The organism is Arthrobacter sp. 210 2, from assembly GCF_059093025.1.
Genome location: NZ_JBNHIE010000001.1, coordinates 752,858 through 769,164, shown reverse-complemented (window position 1 = coordinate 769,164; position 16,307 = coordinate 752,858). Strand labels below are relative to the sequence as shown.

11 protein-coding genes are annotated in these 16,307 nt (G+C 62.9%); 2 read left to right on the top strand and 9 right to left on the bottom strand.

The features are described 5' to 3' along the window. Nucleotides 1-17: 17 nt before the first annotated feature. The 7 genes from tuf to AC5RWA_RS03610 all read right to left on the bottom strand — a co-directional run bounded on the left by tuf (nucleotide 18) and on the right by AC5RWA_RS03610 (nucleotide 13,141). Nucleotides 18-1,208, bottom strand: coding sequence for an elongation factor Tu (gene tuf, locus AC5RWA_RS03640; protein ID WP_050054308.1), 1,191 nt, complete (start codon nucleotides 1,206-1,208; stop codon nucleotides 18-20). 249 nt (nucleotides 1,209-1,457) lie between these two features. Further along, complete coding sequence (gene fusA / locus AC5RWA_RS03635; RefSeq protein WP_079596669.1) at nucleotides 1,458-3,572, bottom strand: elongation factor G; 2,115 nt, start codon at nucleotides 3,570-3,572, stop codon at nucleotides 1,458-1,460. A gap of 69 nt (nucleotides 3,573-3,641) precedes the next feature. Continuing rightward, a complete protein-coding gene (gene rpsG / locus AC5RWA_RS03630) occupies nucleotides 3,642-4,112 on the bottom strand; it encodes a 30S ribosomal protein S7 (protein WP_026531948.1) in 471 nt (156 codons plus the stop codon). 1 nt (nucleotide 4,113) lies between these two features. Continuing rightward, the gene (gene rpsL, locus AC5RWA_RS03625) at nucleotides 4,114-4,488 is read right to left on the bottom strand and encodes a 30S ribosomal protein S12 (RefSeq protein ID WP_009358312.1); all 375 of its coding nucleotides are present in this window, start codon (nucleotides 4,486-4,488) and stop codon (nucleotides 4,114-4,116) included. A 379-nt stretch (nucleotides 4,489-4,867) separates the two neighbouring features. Next, nucleotides 4,868-8,767: a DNA-directed RNA polymerase subunit beta' gene (locus AC5RWA_RS03620; RefSeq protein WP_079596668.1), complete on the bottom strand. Its 3,900-nt coding sequence runs from the start codon at nucleotides 8,765-8,767 to the stop codon at nucleotides 4,868-4,870. Between the two features lie 106 nt (nucleotides 8,768-8,873). Further along, nucleotides 8,874-12,383: a DNA-directed RNA polymerase subunit beta gene (gene rpoB / locus AC5RWA_RS03615; RefSeq protein ID WP_079596667.1), complete on the bottom strand. Its 3,510-nt coding sequence runs from the start codon at nucleotides 12,381-12,383 to the stop codon at nucleotides 8,874-8,876. 287 nt (nucleotides 12,384-12,670) lie between these two features. Then, nucleotides 12,671-13,141, bottom strand: a complete 471-nt coding sequence (locus AC5RWA_RS03610) for a hypothetical protein (protein ID WP_494056594.1) — start codon at nucleotides 13,139-13,141, stop codon at nucleotides 12,671-12,673. Between the two features lie 232 nt (nucleotides 13,142-13,373). Here AC5RWA_RS03610 and AC5RWA_RS03605 point away from each other — a divergent pair, with 232 nt between their 5' ends. Together AC5RWA_RS03605 and AC5RWA_RS03600 are read left to right on the top strand one after the other, a co-directional pair. Continuing rightward, entirely contained in the window at nucleotides 13,374-14,573 is a 1,200-nt protein-coding gene (locus AC5RWA_RS03605) for an acetyl-CoA C-acetyltransferase (RefSeq protein WP_494056593.1), read from the top strand. Then, nucleotides 14,573-15,070, top strand: coding sequence for an aminoacyl-tRNA deacylase (locus AC5RWA_RS03600; RefSeq protein ID WP_494056592.1), 498 nt, complete (start codon nucleotides 14,573-14,575; stop codon nucleotides 15,068-15,070). The genes AC5RWA_RS03605 and AC5RWA_RS03600 overlap by 1 nt, the downstream gene beginning before the upstream one ends. Nucleotides 15,071-15,192: 122 nt before the next feature. Here AC5RWA_RS03600 and rplL read toward each other — a convergent pair whose 3' ends face one another. Both rplL and rplJ read right to left on the bottom strand, forming a co-directional pair. Further along, nucleotides 15,193-15,570, bottom strand: a complete 378-nt coding sequence (rplL, locus tag AC5RWA_RS03595; RefSeq protein WP_079596663.1) for a 50S ribosomal protein L7/L12 — start codon at nucleotides 15,568-15,570, stop codon at nucleotides 15,193-15,195. Nucleotides 15,571-15,648: 78 nt separating this feature from the next. Then, complete coding sequence (gene rplJ / locus AC5RWA_RS03590) at nucleotides 15,649-16,230, bottom strand: 50S ribosomal protein L10 (RefSeq protein WP_079596662.1); 582 nt, start codon at nucleotides 16,228-16,230, stop codon at nucleotides 15,649-15,651. Between the last annotated feature and the right edge of the window lie 77 nt (nucleotides 16,231-16,307).

The following is a 16,307-nucleotide window of genomic DNA, read 5'->3' as shown; positions in this document are numbered from 1 at the left end:
CGTTTGATCAGCAAGGACTACTTGATGATCTTGGTAACGCGTCCTGAACCAACGGTGCGGCCGCCTTCGCGGATTGCGAAGCCGAGGCCCTCTTCCATAGCGATGGGCTGGATGAGCGCAACGGTCATCTCAGTGTTGTCGCCAGGCATAACCATTTCCGTGCCCTCGGGCAGGGTGATAACGCCGGTTACGTCCGTGGTGCGGAAGTAGAACTGCGGGCGGTAGTTGGAGTAGAACGGGTTGTGACGTCCGCCTTCGTCCTTGGACAGGATGTAGACGTTGGCCTCGAAGTCGGTGTGCGGGGTGATGGAACCCGGCTTGACGACAACCTGGCCACGCTCGACATCGTCGCGCTTCAGGCCACGGAGCAGCAGGCCACAGTTCTCGCCGGCCCATGCTTCGTCGAGCTGCTTGTGGAACATCTCGATACCGGTAACCGTGGTCTTCTGGACCGGGCGGATGCCAACGATCTCGACCTCGGAGTTGATGGCGAGGGTTCCACGCTCGGCGCGGCCCGTAACAACGGTGCCACGGCCGGTGATGGTGAAGACGTCTTCAATCGGCATCAGGAACGGCTTGTCGCGGTCACGTACGGGGTCCGGAACGGACTCGTCGACAGCTGCCATCAGGTCCTCAACGGACTTGACCCACTCGGGGTCGCCTTCCAGGGCCTTCAGGCCGGAAACGCGAACAACCGGAGCCTCATCGCCATCGAAGCCCTGCGAGCTGAGGAGCTCACGAACTTCCATTTCGACGAGGTCGAGGAGCTCTTCGTCGTCAACCATGTCGGACTTGTTCAGCGCGACCAGCAGGTAGGGAACACCAACCTGGCGGGCGAGCAGAACGTGCTCGCGGGTCTGAGCCATGGGGCCATCGGTAGCAGCAACCACGAGGATTGCGCCGTCCATCTGGGCAGCACCGGTGATCATGTTCTTGATGTAGTCAGCGTGACCGGGAGCGTCTACGTGTGCGTAGTGGCGCTTCTCGGTCTGGTACTCAACGTGGGAGATGTTGATGGTAATGCCGCGCTGACGCTCTTCGGGTGCAGAGTCGATCGACGCGAAGTCACGCTTCTCGTTGAGAGTCGGGTACTTGTCGTACAGCACCTTGGAAATGGCGGCCGTCAACGTCGTCTTACCGTGGTCAACGTGACCAATGGTGCCGATGTTAACGTGCGGCTTAGTCCGCTCGAACTTTGCCTTTGCCACAGGTTCCTCCTAGAACGTTTTCAAATGACATACCCTTCAGCCGCGCTTGTCGCGGCGGAAACTCAGGTAAGTCTACTTGGGGGGCTTTGGATTGGTGAAATTGCAGATTCAGGAACTAATACTAGTCCCTCGAGCCTGTTCGTGCAGATGGCCGGAAACCGCCTTGACCGTACCCGGCCACCTGCACCGGCTGTGCTTTCCGTTGCCGGCAAGCGCACCCGAGTTTGTTCGCTTCGAACGTCCGAAGGACTATTCGCCGCGGGTCTTCTGGATGATCTCGTCGGCAACTGCCTTCGGGACCTCGGCGTAGCTGTTGAACGTCATGGAGTACACAGCGCGGCCCTGGGTCTTGGAGCGCAGGTCACCGATGTAGCCGAACATGCCGGACAGCGGGACGTGTGCACGGATGACCTTGACGCCCTGTGCATCTTCCATGGACTGCATCTGGCCACGGCGGGAGTTGAGGTCACCGATAACTTCACCCATGTATTCCTCAGGGGTGCGGACCTCGACATCCATCAGCGGTTCGAGCAGAACGGGGTTCGCCTTGCGTGCAGCTTCCTTGAAAGCCATACGGCCGGCGATCTTGAACGCCATTTCCGAGGAGTCAACATCGTGGTACGCGCCGTCAACCAGCGTGGCCTTGATGCCCACAACCGGGTAACCGGCCAGGACGCCGTCGTTCAGTGCATCCTGGATACCAGCGTCAACAGACGGGATGTACTCGCGGGGAACGCGGCCACCGGTGACCTTGTTCTCGAACTCGTACAGCTCGCCCTCGGCAGTGTCCAGCGGTTCGATCGCGATCTGGATCTTTGCGAACTGACCCGAACCACCGGTCTGCTTCTTGTGCGTGTAGTCGTGGCGTTCCACGGCACGCTTGATAGTTTCGCGGTAGGCAACCTGCGGCTTACCAACGTTGGCTTCGACCTTGAATTCGCGGCGCATGCGGTCCACCAGGATGTCCAGGTGGAGCTCGCCCATGCCGGCGATGATGGTCTGGCCGGTGTCTTCGTTGAGGGACACCTGGAAGGTGGGGTCCTCAGCGGAGAGCTTCTGGATAGCCGTGGAGAGCTTCTCCTGGTCACCCTTGGTGTTCGGCTCGATGGCAACCGAGATCACGGGCTCCGGGAAGCTCATTGACTCGAGGACGATCTGGTTGGCGGAGTCGCACAGGGTGTCACCCGTGGTGGTGTCCTTCAGACCGATGGCTGCGTAGATGTGGCCGGCGGTAGCGCCCTCAACGGGCATTTCCTTGTTGGCGTGCATCTGGAACAGCTTGCCGATGCGCTCCTTCTTGCCCTTGGTGGAGTTGACCACCTGGGCGCCTGCTTCCACGTGACCGGAGTACACGCGGATGAAGGTGAGCTGGCCGAAGAAGGGGTGGGCCGCAATCTTGAATGCGAGGGCCGAGAACGGCTCCTCAGCGGAAGGCTTGCGGGTCAGTTCCTTCTCTTCGTCGCGGGGGTCGTGGCCGACCATCGGCGGGACGTCGAGCGGGTTCGGCAGGTAGTCCACCACGGCGTCGAGCATGGGCTGAACGCCACGGTTCTTGAATGCAGAACCGCAGAAGATCGGGTAGAGCTCGGAGTTGATGGTCATCTTGCGGATGCCGGCCTTGAGCTCGTCGATCGAGATCTCTTCGCCCTCAAGGTACTTCTCCATGAGTTCTTCAGAGGACTCGGCAACGGTCTCAACGAGAGCTGCGCGGTACTCTTCAGCCTTTTCCTGGAGGTCAGCCGGGATCTCGCGGATCTCGTACTTGGCACCCATGGTCACGTCACCCTTGGCATCGCCAGGCCAGACGAGTGCGCGCATGTAGAGCAGGTCCACGACGCCGATGAAGTCGTTCTCGGCACCGATGGGCAGCTGCATAACCAGCGGCTTGGCACCGAGGCGGCTGATGATGGTGTCTACGGTGAAGTAGAAGTCAGCACCCAGCTTGTCCATCTTGTTGACGAAGCAGATACGCGGAACGTTGTACTTGTCAGCCTGGCGCCATACGGTCTCGGACTGCGGCTCAACGCCTTCCTTGCCATCGAAGACGGCAACGGCGCCGTCGAGGACGCGCAGGGAGCGCTCAACCTCAACGGTGAAGTCAACGTGGCCGGGGGTGTCGATGATGTTGATCTGGTTGTTTTCCCAGAAGCAGGTCACGGCGGCAGACGTGATGGTGATGCCGCGTTCCTTTTCCTGTTCCATCCAGTCAGTGGTCGAAGCGCCGTCGTGCGTTTCGCCGATCTTGTGGTTCACACCCGTGTAGAACAGGATGCGCTCGGTTGTGGTGGTCTTGCCGGCATCAATGTGGGCCATGATGCCGATGTTGCGGACCTTACTAAGGTCGGTAAGCACGTCCTGTGCCACGGGGTCTCCTTTTGGGATGGACTACACGTTCGCCGCCGGCTCGGTTGAGCCGGCGGCGTCCGGGGAGTATTACCAGCGGTAGTGTGCGAAGGCCTTGTTGGACTCGGCCATCTTGTGGGTGTCTTCGCGACGCTTCACAGCGGCACCGAGACCGTTGGAGGCATCCAGGATTTCGTTCTGGAGGCGCTCGGTCATCGTCTTCTCGCGGCGGGCCTTGGAGTAGCCAACCAGCCAGCGCAGGGCGAGTGCGGTGGAGCGGCCCGGCTTCACTTCAACCGGAACCTGGTAGGTGGCGCCACCGACGCGGCGGGAGCGGACCTCGAGGGAAGGCTTGACGTTGTCCATGGCCTTCTTGAGGGCTGCAACGGGGTCGCCGCCGGACTTGGCACGGGCACCTTCGAGGGCGCCGTAAACGATGCGCTCTGCGGTGGACTTCTTGCCGTCAACAAGAACCTTGTTGATGAGCTGGGTCACCAGCGGGGAGCCGTAAACGGGATCTAGTACGAGCGGCCGCTTGGGGGCCGGACCCTTGCGAGGCATATTACTTCTTCTCCATCTTTGCGCCGTAGCGGCTGCGTGCCTGCTTACGGTTCTTGACACCCTGGGTATCGAGGGCGCCACGGACGATCTTGTAGCGGACACCCGGGAGGTCCTTCACACGACCACCGCGAACGAGCACAATGGAGTGCTCCTGCAGGTTGTGGCCAACACCGGGGATGTAGGCGGTTACTTCAACGCCGCCGTTGAGGCGCACACGTGCCACCTTACGCAGAGCCGAGTTCGGCTTCTTCGGGGTGGTGGTGTAGACGCGGGTGCAAACACCGCGGCGCATGGGGCTGCCCTTAAGCGCGGGAGCCTTGGTCTTTGAGACCTTAGGCGTGCGGCCCTTGCGGACCAGCTGGTTAATCGTAGGCACTCTCGTGTTCTCCGTTTTATCCGGAGCGGCCGCTTCCGGCCACTCTCTTGTTGCGTTGCCCCGCCGCCCGGGCCTCGAAGAAGATCTCCAGGGCGGTGAAGGCGAAGCCTTAATAGTCGGATCGCACACCGGGACACGACTGGCGTCTTCAACAGTCCCTAGGCATGCAAAAATGTGGCATACGTTGCACAAGAACCCTGCAAACCGGAAACGTCGCTCTAGTTCAGCCTTTCAGCTGGAACCGGCGCACTCATCCACTGCCACAATAACAATTGGTAACAAGTCTAGCATGGACGGTCTCCATGCCTTAATCGGCGGGTTAAACGGGGATGGTCCCCCACCTTGCGGTGCGGGACCATCCCTTGGCCAGACTCCGTGTCTAGCGGAAGTCGTTGCCCAGGTCGTAGTCATCCAGCGGGATGGCGTGGAACTCGGGAGCTCCGTCACCGCCCAGGGTGTCGTACGAGAAGTCGCTGAACGCGCTGGGGCCGGTGAACAGGTTGGCCTTCGCTTCTTCAGTGGGCTCCACGGTGACCTCGGTGTAGCGCGGGAGGCCCGTGCCGGCCGGGATCAGCTTACCGATGATCACGTTCTCCTTGAGGCCCAGCAGCGGGTCGCTCTTACCTTCCATGGCCGCCTGCGTCAGGACGCGGGTGGTCTCCTGGAAGGAAGCTGCCGACAGCCAGGACTCGGTGGCCAGCGACGCCTTGGTGATACCCATGAGCTCAGGACGTCCGGAAGCCGGAGTCTTGCCCTCGGACACAACGCGGCGGTTGGCGTCCTCGAAGCGGCTGCGCTCGGCGAGTTCGCCGGGGAGCAGGTCCGATTCGCCGGACTCGATGACCGTGACGCGGCGCAGCATCTGGCGGACGATAACCTCGACGTGCTTGTCGTGGATACCGATGCCCTGGCTGCGGTACACGCCCTGGACCTCGTCCACCAGGAACTTCTGTGCAGCACGGGGACCCATGATGCGCAGAACCTGCTTGGGATCCACCGGACCGTTGATCAGCTTCTGGCCGACGGTGACGTGGTCGCCGTCTTCGATCAGCAGGCGTGAACGGCGAAGGACCGGGTAGGCGATCTCTTCGGTTCCGTCATCCGGGGTGATGACCAGGCGCATCTGGCGCTCGGACTCTTCGATGGTGATGCGGCCGGCTGCTTCTGCAATCGGTGCGACACCCTTCGGAGTACGGGCTTCGAAGAGCTCCTGGATACGGGGCAGACCCTGGGTGATGTCGTCGCCACCGCTGGCGGAGACTGCACCACCGGTGTGGAACGTACGCATGGTCAGCTGGGTACCGGGCTCACCGATGGACTGTGCGGCGATGATGCCCACGGCCTCGCCGATGTCCACGGTCTTGCCGGTGGCCAGCGAACGGCCGTAGCACAGGGCGCAGGTACCGACGCTGGACTCACAGGTGAGTACGGAGCGGACCTTGACCTCGGTGATGCCGGCCTTGAAGAGCTCGTCGATGACGACGTCTCCGCAGTCGGTGCCGGCGGCTGCGAGGACGTTGCCCTCGGAGTCCACGACGTCGACAGCCAGCGTACGTGCGTAGGCGCTGTTCTCGACGTTCTCGTCCAGTACCAGCTCGCCGTTGGAATCGGCGACGGCGATGGGCGTGACCAGGCCACGCTCGGTGCCGCAGTCCTCTTCGCGGACGATGACATCCTGCGAGACGTCCACCAGACGACGGGTCAGGTAACCCGAGTTGGCGGTACGCAGCGCGGTGTCAGCCAGACCCTTACGCGCACCGTGCGTGGCGATGAAGTATTCCAGCACCGACAGGCCCTCGCGGTAGGAGGACTTGATGGGACGCGGGATGATTTCACCCTTCGGGTTGGCCACCAGGCCACGGATACCCGCGATCTGGCGGACCTGCATCCAGTTACCACGTGCACCGGAGGACACCATGCGGTTGATGGTGTTCATCGGGGACAGGCTGTCACGCATGACCTGGGCGATCTCGTTGGTTGCCTTGTTCCAGATCTCGATCAGTTCCTGGCGGCGCTCGTCGTCGTCGATCAGGCCCTTGTCGTACTGGCCCTGGATCTTGGCGGCGCGCTCCTCGTAACCGGCGAGGATCTGCGGCTTTGCGGCCGGCACCTCGATGTCGGAGATAGCGACGGTGACGCCTGAACGGGTGGCCCAGTAGAAACCGGCATCCTTCAGGTTGTCCAGCGTTGCCGCGGTGACGACCTTGGGGTAGCGCTCGGCGAGGTCGTTGACGATGCGGGACAGTTCGCCCTTGTCGGCAACAGCCTCGACCCAGGGGTAGTCCTCGGGCAGGGTCTCGTTGAAGAGGACCTGGCCCAGGGACGTCTGGACGAGAGCGGGCTGACCCGGCTCCCAGCCTTCGGGAGCTTCCCAGCCGGCGTACGGAACAAAGCCTTCGAGGCGGATCTTGACCTGCGAGTTCAGGTGCAGCTCGCGGGCGTCGAACGCCATGATGGCTTCCGAAACCGAACCGAAGATGCGGCCTTCACCGGCTGAACCGACACGCTTGGTGGTCAGGTGGTAGAGGCCGATGATCATATCCTGCGAAGGCAGGGTGACCGGGCGTCCGTCGGAGGGCTTCAGGATGTTGTTCGAGGACAGCATCAGGATGCGGGCCTCAGCCTGCGCCTCGGGGCTCAGCGGCAGGTGGACTGCCATCTGGTCGCCGTCGAAGTCGGCGTTGAAGGCGCCACAAACCAGCGGGTGCAGCTGGATTGCCTTGCCTTCAACAAGCTGCGGCTCGAACGCCTGGATGCCCAGGCGGTGCAGGGTAGGTGCACGGTTGAGCAGCACCGGGTGTTCGGTGATGATCTCTTCGAGCACGTCCCAGACCTGGGGACGGTAACGCTCCACCATGCGCTTGGCCGACTTGATGTTCTGGGCGTGGTTGAGGTCAACCAGGCGCTTCATCACGAACGGCTTGAAGAGCTCCAGGGCCATCTGCTTGGGCAGGCCGCACTGGTGCAGCTTCAGCTGCGGGCCGACGACGATGACCGAACGGCCGGAGTAGTCGACGCGCTTGCCGAGGAGGTTCTGGCGGAAACGGCCCTGCTTGCCCTTGAGCATGTCGCTCAGGGACTTCAGCGGACGGTTGCCCGGTCCGGTGACCGGACGGCCGCGGCGGCCGTTGTCGAAGAGGCTGTCAACAGCTTCCTGAAGCATGCGCTTCTCGTTGTTGACGATGATCTCCGGAGCACCCAGGTCAAGCAGGCGCTTGAGGCGGTTGTTGCGGTTGATCACGCGGCGGTACAGGTCGTTGAGGTCGGAGGTCGCGAAGCGGCCACCGTCCAGCTGGACCATGGGGCGCAGTTCCGGCGGGATCACCGGGACGGCGTCGAGGACCATGCCAAGCGGGCTGTTGTTGGTGGTCAGGAACGCGTTGACCACCTTGAGTCGCTTGAGTGCACGGGTCTTGCGCTGGCCCTTGCCGTTGGCAATGACGTCGCGCAGCAGGTCGGACTCTGCCTGCATGTCGAAGTTCTCAAGGCGCTTCTTGATGGCTTCGGCACCCATGGAGCCTTCGAAGTACATGCCGTAGCGGTCGCGCAGCTCGCGGTACAGGCCTTCGTCACCTTCGAGGTCGGCGACCTTCAGGTTCTTGAAGCGGTCCCAGACCTGCTCGAGGCGCTCGATGTCGGCGTCGGCGCGCTTGCGCACGTTGGCCATCTGGCGGTCGGCGGAGTCGCGTGCCTTCTTCTTGTCGGCAGCCTTGGCGCCTTCGCCCTCAAGGCGTGCAATTTCGCCTTCGAGGTCGCGGGCGATGGCAGCGATGTCGGAGTCGCGGTTGTCGATGAGCTGCTTCTTCTCGATGTCGTGCTCAACCTGCAGGTTGGGCAGTTCCTCGTGGCGGGCAGCCTCGTCGACGCTGGTGATCATGTAGGCAGCGAAGTAAATGACCTTTTCGAGGTCCTTCGGTGCCAGGTCAAGGAGGTAGCCCAGGCGGGAGGGAACACCCTTGAAGTACCAGATGTGCGTGACCGGTGCGGCCAGCTCGATGTGGCCCATGCGTTCGCGGCGGACCTTGGCGCGGGTGACTTCAACGCCACAGCGCTCACAGATGATGCCCTTGAAGCGCACGCGCTTGTACTTGCCGCAGTAGCATTCCCAGTCCCGGGACGGGCCGAAGATCTTCTCGCAGAAGAGTCCGTCCTTCTCGGGCTTGAGCGTGCGGTAGTTGATGGTTTCCGGCTTCTTAACCTCGCCGTACGACCAGCCGCGGATGTCTTCCGCGGTGGCGAGGCCGATCTGCATGAGGCCGAAGGAGGATTCGCTGGACATATGGTCCCTGTTCTCTCTTGTTCTCTAAATTCTGAAGTCTTGGGTTACGGGAAGAGGGAGGTGGGGTACGACGGCGGGTGGGCACCCGCCGTCGTACGCCCGCCTGCTAGACCTCTTCTACGGAACTGGGCTCTGCACGAGACAGATCGATGCCCAGTTCTTCCGCAGCCGTGAAGACTGCGTCATCAGAGTCACGCATTTCAATTGTGGTTCCGTCCGTGGAAAGTACTTCCACGTTCAGGCACAGCGACTGCATTTCCTTGATCAAGACCTTGAAGGACTCAGGAACGCCCGGCTCGGGGATGTTCTCGCCCTTGACGATTGCTTCGTAGACCTTCACACGACCGTGGATGTCATCGGACTTGATCGTGAGGAGTTCCTGGAGCGTGTAGGCGGCGCCGTAAGCTTCGAGCGCCCACACTTCCATTTCACCGAAGCGCTGGCCACCGAACTGTGCCTTACCACCCAGCGGCTGCTGCGTGATCATGGAGTACGGGCCGGTGGAGCGGGCGTGGATCTTGTCGTCCACCAGGTGGTGGAGCTTCAGGATGTACATGTAGCCGACCGAGATCGGATCCGGGAACGGCTCGCCGGAGCGGCCGTCGAACAGGCGGGTCTTGCCTGAGGAGTTGATCAGGCGCTCACCGTCGCGGGTCACGTTGGTGGAGTCCAGCAGGCCCGTGATTTCCTCTTCGCGGGCACCGTCGAACACCGGCGTTGCAACAGTGGTCTGGCCACTCTCGCGCGGCAGGTTCGGCAGCTGCTTGACCCACTCGGGCTCGCCTTCGATCTTCCAACCGGTCTTGGCAACCCAGCCGAGGTGCGTTTCGAGTACCTGGCCCACGTTCATACGGCCCGGGACACCCAGCGGGTTCAGGACGATATCAACGGGGGTGCCGTCGGCAAGGAAGGGCATGTCCTCAACGGGGAGGATCTTGGAGATAACACCCTTGTTGCCGTGGCGGCCGGCGAGCTTGTCGCCGTCGGTGATCTTGCGCTTGGCAGCAACGTACACGCGGACCAGCTGGTTCACGCCCGGGGGCAGCTCGTCGTCGTTGTCACGGTCGAAGACGCGCACGCCGATGACGGTGCCGGACTCGCCGTGGGGCACCTTCAGGGAGGTGTCGCGCACTTCGCGGGACTTCTCACCGAAGATGGCGCGCAGCAGGCGCTCTTCCGGGGTCAGTTCGGTTTCACCCTTCGGGGTGACCTTTCCGACCAGGATGTCGCCTGCTTCAACCTCGGCGCCGATGTGGATGATGCCGCGCTCGTCCAGGCCGGCCAGGACTTCCTCGGACACGTTGGGGATGTCACGGGTGATTTCCTCGGCACCAAGCTTGGTGTCGCGGGCATCGATCTCGTGCTCCTCGATGTGGATGGAGGAAAGGACGTCCTCGGCAACGATGCGCTGCGAGAGGATGATGGCGTCCTCGAAGTTGTGGCCTTCCCATGACATGAATGCCACGAGCAGGTTCTTGCCGAGTGCGAGTTCACCCTGGTCCGTTGCCGGGCCGTCGGCGATGATGCCGCCGACTTCCAGGCGCTGGCCTTCGTTCACCAGGACGCGGTGGTTGTAGCAGTTGCCCTGGTTGGAGCGGGCGAACTTGTTGATGCGGTAGTTGGTCTCGGTGCCGTCGTCGTTGAGCATGATGACGAGCTCGGCGGAAACCTCGGTGACCACACCGGCCTTCTTGGCGATGACAACGTCACCGGCGTCGACGGCTGCGGCGCGCTCCATGCCGGTGCCCACGAAGGGGGCCTCGGAACGGACCAGCGGCACGGCCTGGCGCTGCATGTTGGCACCCATGAGTGCGCGGTTGGCGTCGTCGTGCTCGAGGAACGGGATCAGGGCGGTAGCCACGGACACCATCTGGCGCGGGGAAACGTCCATGAACTCGACGTCCTCGGCGGGAACGAGCACAGGCTCGCCTCCACCACCACGGGCACGGACCAGGACGGTCTCTTCGGCGAACTTCTTGTTCTCGTCCAGCGGCGCGTTGGCCTGGGCGATGAGCACCTCAGCCTCGTCGTCGGCCGTCAGGTACTGGACGTCGTCGGACACGACGCCGTTCTTGACCAGGCGGTACGGGGTCTCGATGAAGCCGAACGGGTTGATGCGTCCGTAGGAAGCCAGCGAACCGATCAGACCAATGTTCGGGCCTTCAGGGGTTTCGATGGGGCACATACGTCCGTAGTGGGACGGGTGCACGTCACGGACTTCCATGCCGGCGCGGTCACGGGACAGACCACCGGGGCCAAGGGCCGACAGGCGGCGCTTGTGGGTCAGGCCCGAGAGCGGGTTGTTCTGGTCCATGAACTGCGACAGCTGGGAGGTTCCGAAGAACTCCTTGATGGCTGCAACCACAGGGCGGATGTTGATCAGGGTCTGCGGCGTGATGGCCTCGACGTCCTGGGTGGTCATACGCTCGCGGACAACGCGCTCCATGCGGGACAGGCCGGTGCGGACCTGGTTCTCGATGAGCTCGCCGACGGCGCGGATGCGGCGGTTGCCGAAGTGGTCGATGTCGTCGATTTCGACGCGCAGGTCCACTTCCTGGCCATCGCGGGTGCCCTTGATGGTCTTCTCGCCGGCGTGCAGCGCAACGAGGAACTTGATCATGGCGACGATGTCTTCAACGTGCAGGACAGAGGCTTCCTTGTCGCCGAGGGAGCGGTCGATGCCCAGCTTGCGGTTGATCTTGTAACGGCCAACCTTGGCCAGATCGTAGCGCTTGGAGTTGAAGTACAGGTTGTCCAGCAGGGACTGGGCAGCCTCGACGGTGGGCGGCTCGCCCGGGCGCAGCTTCCGGTAGATGTCCAGCAACGCGTCTTCGCGGGTCTCGGTGGCGTCCTTCTCCAGGGTGGCCCGCATGGAGTCGTACTGGCCGAACTCTTCGAGGATCTGGCCTTCGGTCCAGCCGAGGGCCTTCAGCAGAACGGTGACGGACTGCTTGCGCTTGCGGTCAAGGCGGACGCCGACCTGGTCGCGCTTGTCGATTTCGAGCTCGAACCATGCACCGCGGGACGGGATGATCTTGGCGGTGAAGATGTCCTTGTCGCTGGTCTTGTCAGCGGCGCGCTCGAAGTAGGCGCCCGGCGAACGGACCAGCTGGGAGACGACGACACGCTCGGTGCCGTTGACCACGAAGGTGCCCTTCTCGGTCATCAGCGGGAAGTCGCCCATGAACACGGTCTGCTGCTTGATTTCGCCCGTGTTGTTGTTCATGAACTCGGCCTTGACGTACAGCGGAGCGGAGTACGTTGCGTCCCGGTCCTTGCACTCGGCCATGGTGTACTTGGGGTCAGCGAACTCCGGATCGGAGAAGCTCAGGGACATGGTGCCCTGGAAGTCCTCGATCGGGGAGATCTCTTCGAAGATGTCCGACAGGCCGGACGTGGTGGCGACGCTGAGATCGTTTTCTTCGACAGCCTTTGCTACGCGTGCCTGCCAGCGCTCGTTGCCGACCAGCCAGTCAAAGCTGTCCGTCTGCAGGGCAAGCAGATTCGGAACGTCAAGAGGTTCGTGAATCTTTGCGAATGAGAGCCGGCGAGTGGCACCATCAGTGCTGTCGGCGGTGTTAGCGGTTTCGTTATTAGAGGTGCTCGAGGCGACCAAGAGGGATCCTTCCACAGACCTTCAGGCGTTTTCAGATCTCCCCCGCTGTGCACCCTGCAGAATGAATCCGCAGTGCTACCATCCGGTTCCGCTATATGACCCGGGGCCGGTGCTGACTATGCTGTGACGTTGTTGACGGCACGTTGATTGTCAGCTGCCAGGCAAAGCCCACCGCTATATGAAGGCTGAAGGTAAACAGGGAAGACGCAAATATCTACGATACGGCAAAATAACCTACGTGTCTACCCCACATCCCGCCGGATTGCAAGCACCACTTTCCTTGCCGGTTAGAGCCGCAGGGTGACTCCCGCGGCGGTGCAGGTTCCGGAGTTCGCGAAGACGGCGTCACGGACCAGGTCCTTGGACGCCTGGTCCACAGGCTCGCCGGTTTCCACTTCGCTCGAGTAGTCCAGGGCGAGGACGCCGATGGACGCGAACAGGCCCGACAGGTCCCCGGAGACGCTGCCCTTGGCATCCGCAGCTTCCCGGTAGACGTCCTCGAAGGCATTGGCGTCATTCCCTGCCGCCTGCAGGTCTGCATGAAGCGAATTGAACAACTCACATGCCGCCTTGGCGCCGCTCGCCTCGGCGCCGGCTACTGCCTCGGACGTGCCCGACGGCGGCACCTGGGTGGCTGCCGAAGTGGACGTTCCAGGGGCGGAAGGTGAGGTGCTGCCGCCCGGCGCAGGCGCGGCTGTGGAACATGCCGCCAGTCCGGCAAGACTTGCCGCGGCCGCCGCGGCGAGGATCTTCTTCACGATACTGCTTCCCGTGGTTTGTGTTCGGAGCGCGTTCCGCGACGCAGTTCCCTCCGCCGCCCACCCTACGCACGCCGCCGCCGTCGTGCATCCCGCTGCGATGGGGACCTCTCCCCCTTGCAGGAAGCCCGCGCACGGAATGCACATAGCGGTTCCGGCGTTTGAATAGATAGGTGACGAGGGTCACGATAGCCTTGGTGGCGCACAGCGGATCAGAGCGGAAGAGATAACCATGGGCAACTCCCCTGACAACAGTGACGTTGTCATCCTCGCGGCAGCACGCACTCCGCAGGGAAAAATCAACGGGCAGCTGGCAAGCTTTACGGCGGTGGACCTCGGCGCCCACGCGATCAAGGCCGCCCTGGATGCCAGCGGCGTGGACGTCGGCGACGTGGAGGCGGTGATCATGGGCCAGGTCCTGCAGGCGGGCGCGGGCCAGAACCCTGCCCGGCAAAGCTCCATCGGCGCCGGAATCGGATGGAACGTCCCGGCCGTGACCGTCAACAAGGTGTGCCTCTCGGGGCTGACTGCGGTCATCGACGCGGCCCGGATGATCCGCGGCGGTGAGGCCTCGGTGGTAGTGGCCGGCGGGCAGGAGTCGATGACCAGGGCTCCGCACCTGCTGCCCGGGTCCCGGCAGGGCTGGACGTATGGATCCATCCAGGCACTGGATGTCGCCGCCCATGACGGTTTGACGGACGCGTTCGACGGCCAGTCGATGGGCCTCTCCACGGAAACCCGCAACCTGACCCTGGGCATCGACCGCACCTCACAGGACCACGTTGCCGCCCAGTCGCACCAGCGCGCTGCCCTCGCGGCCAAGAACGGAACGTTCGACGACGAGATCGTCCCCATCAGCGTGAAGCAGCGCAAGGGTGACCCCCTCGTGGTGGCGACGGATGAGGGGGTCCGGCCCAACGCCTCCGTTGAGTCGCTGGCCGGCCTGCGCGCAGCCTTCGTCACGGACGGCACCATCACGGCGGGCAACTCCTCTCCCCTGTCCGACGGCGCCGCCGCCCTGGTGCTGGCATCCCGCGGCTACGCGGAGGCACACGGCCTGGAATACCTGGCCGTTGTTGGAAAGCCCGGACAGGTTGCGGGGCCGGACAACTCGCTGCACTCCCAGCCCTCCCGCGCCATCATGAACGCCCTCGGCAAGGCAGGCTGGACCACCGCTGAACTGGACTTCATCGAGATCAACGAAGCCTTCGGATCCGTTGCCGTGCAATCGCTCAAGGACCTGGACTACCCGCTCGAGAAGTGCAATCTCCATGGCGGCGCCATCGCCCTGGGACATCCGATCGGCGCCTCGGGGGCACGCCTGGCAGTCCATGCCTCGCATGAACTCAAGCGCCGCGGGTCGGGCAAGGCCGCAGTGTCGCTGTGCGGGGGCGGCGGGCAGGGCGAAGCGCTCCTGCTGTACCGCGACTGATGGCGGGCGCATCCGCAAACGGAACGAACGGCGTCGGACGGGAGCGGTTCCTGGCCGACGCCGCGGCCCGCGGCCTGCAGGTGGAGATAGTGGAACGCCCTGCCGCAAAGAGCCTTGAGGAGGCGGCCGGGATCCTGGGCATCAGCCCCGGGGACATCGTCAAGTCCCTGGTGGTCAAGCACAAGGACGGCTCGTTCCTGTTCGCCCTCATCCCGGGCGACCGCCAGATCTCGTGGCCCAAGCTGCGGACCCTCCTGGGCGTGAACAAACTGTCACTGCCCCCGGCTGACGTGGCGCTCGAGGCCACCGGATACGAACGCGGCACCATCACACCGCTGGGCAGCACCAAACCCTGGCCGGTCTACGCGGACGCCACCATTACCGGCCGGCGTATCTCGATGGGCGCGGGAGCCCACGGCTACAGCGCCTTCGTTGACGCCGACGCCCTGACCACAGCACTGGAAGCTGTGGTTGCCGACATCTCCGAGCCAATATAAGCAACGCGGGGTCACTTATGGCCCCGCGGCGTCAATTCATCGGGCGGATAGTGACCTCGCGTTGGAGTTAAAGCAGAAAACCCCGCCCACCGGAGTGGACGGGGTTTTCCAGGAAAACGCTGTTACTTGAGGGTAACGGTAGCGCCGGCAGCCTCGAGCTGCTCCTTGGCCTTCTCGGCAGCTTCCTTGTTGGCGCCTTCGAGAACAGCCTTGGGTGCGCTGTCAACCAGGTCCTTGGCTTCCTTGAGGCCGAGGGAGGTGATGGCGCGAACTTCCTTGATCACTGCGATCTTCTTGTCGCCGGCAGATTCGAGGACGACGTCGAAGTCGGTCTTCTCTTCGGCCTCTTCAGCAGCTGCGCCACCGGCGGGGCCGGCAACTGCAACAGCAGCAGCGGTAACTTCGAAGGTCTCTTCGAAGAGCTTGACGAACTCGGAGAGCTCGATGATGGTCAGTTCCTTGAAAGCTTCAATGAGCTCTTCGTTGCTGAGCTTCGCCATGGTAGGCGTCCTTCCTGTTGTGGTGTTCGGCGGCACGGGGCCGGGCCTTACACCGGAGTCTTGTGGGGTAAAGAGAAATTAGTTCTCTTCGGCTGCGGGAGCTTCGGCCGGGGCTTCAGCTTCGGCAGCGGGAGCTTCTTCAGCGGCGGGTGCTTCGGCAGCTGCCGGTGCACCGTTCTCTTCTTCAAGCTTGAGGCGCAGTGCGTCAATGATGCGTGCAGCTGCGGCGGCGGGTGCCTTGAGGACCCCTGCAACCTTGGCGAGCTGCAGCTCGCGGGACTCGAGCGCTGCCAGTTCGGCAACTTCGCTGGCGTTCAGTGCCTTGCCCTCGAAGTAACCGGTCTTGATAACCAGCTGCTTGTTGGTCTTGGCAAAATCCGTCAGGCTCTTGGCAGCGGCAACTGCGTCACCCTTGATGAACGCGATTGCAGTGGGGCCGGCAAGCTGGCCGTCGAATGCTTCGACGCCGGCTTCCTTGGCTGCAATGGCGGTCAGGGTGTTCTTGACGACCGCGAACTTGGTGTCCTGGCCGAGAGAAACACGCAGCTGCTTGAGCTGTGCAACGGTGAGCCCGCGGTATTCGGTCAGGACAGCGGCGTTCGATTCCTTGAAATCGTTAGTGATCTCAGCTACTGCTGAAACCTTGGTAGGCGTTGCCATAACCCTCCTTCCGGGGATAGTGCCGGTATTCGACGGTCCCCGCTCAGGTGAGCTAAAACTAAAAACGCCCCGCGCAG

Excerpts from the sequence above, each read along its gene's own strand:
- rpsG (WP_026531948.1), bottom strand. The coding sequence starts at position 4,112 with ATGCCTCGCAAGGGTCCGGCCCCCAAGCGGCCGCTCGTACTAGATCCC.
- AC5RWA_RS03620 (WP_079596668.1), bottom strand. The coding sequence starts at position 8,767 with ATGTCCAGCGAATCCTCCTTCGGCCTCATGCAGATCGGCCTCGCCACC.
- AC5RWA_RS03605 (WP_494056593.1), top strand. The coding sequence starts at position 13,374 with ATGGGCAACTCCCCTGACAACAGTGACGTTGTCATCCTCGCGGCAGCA.
- AC5RWA_RS03600 (WP_494056592.1), top strand. The coding sequence starts at position 14,573 with ATGGCGGGCGCATCCGCAAACGGAACGAACGGCGTCGGACGGGAGCGG.
- rplL (WP_079596663.1), bottom strand. The coding sequence starts at position 15,570 with ATGGCGAAGCTCAGCAACGAAGAGCTCATTGAAGCTTTCAAGGAACTG.
- rplJ (WP_079596662.1), bottom strand. The coding sequence starts at position 16,230 with ATGGCAACGCCTACCAAGGTTTCAGCAGTAGCTGAGATCACTAACGAT.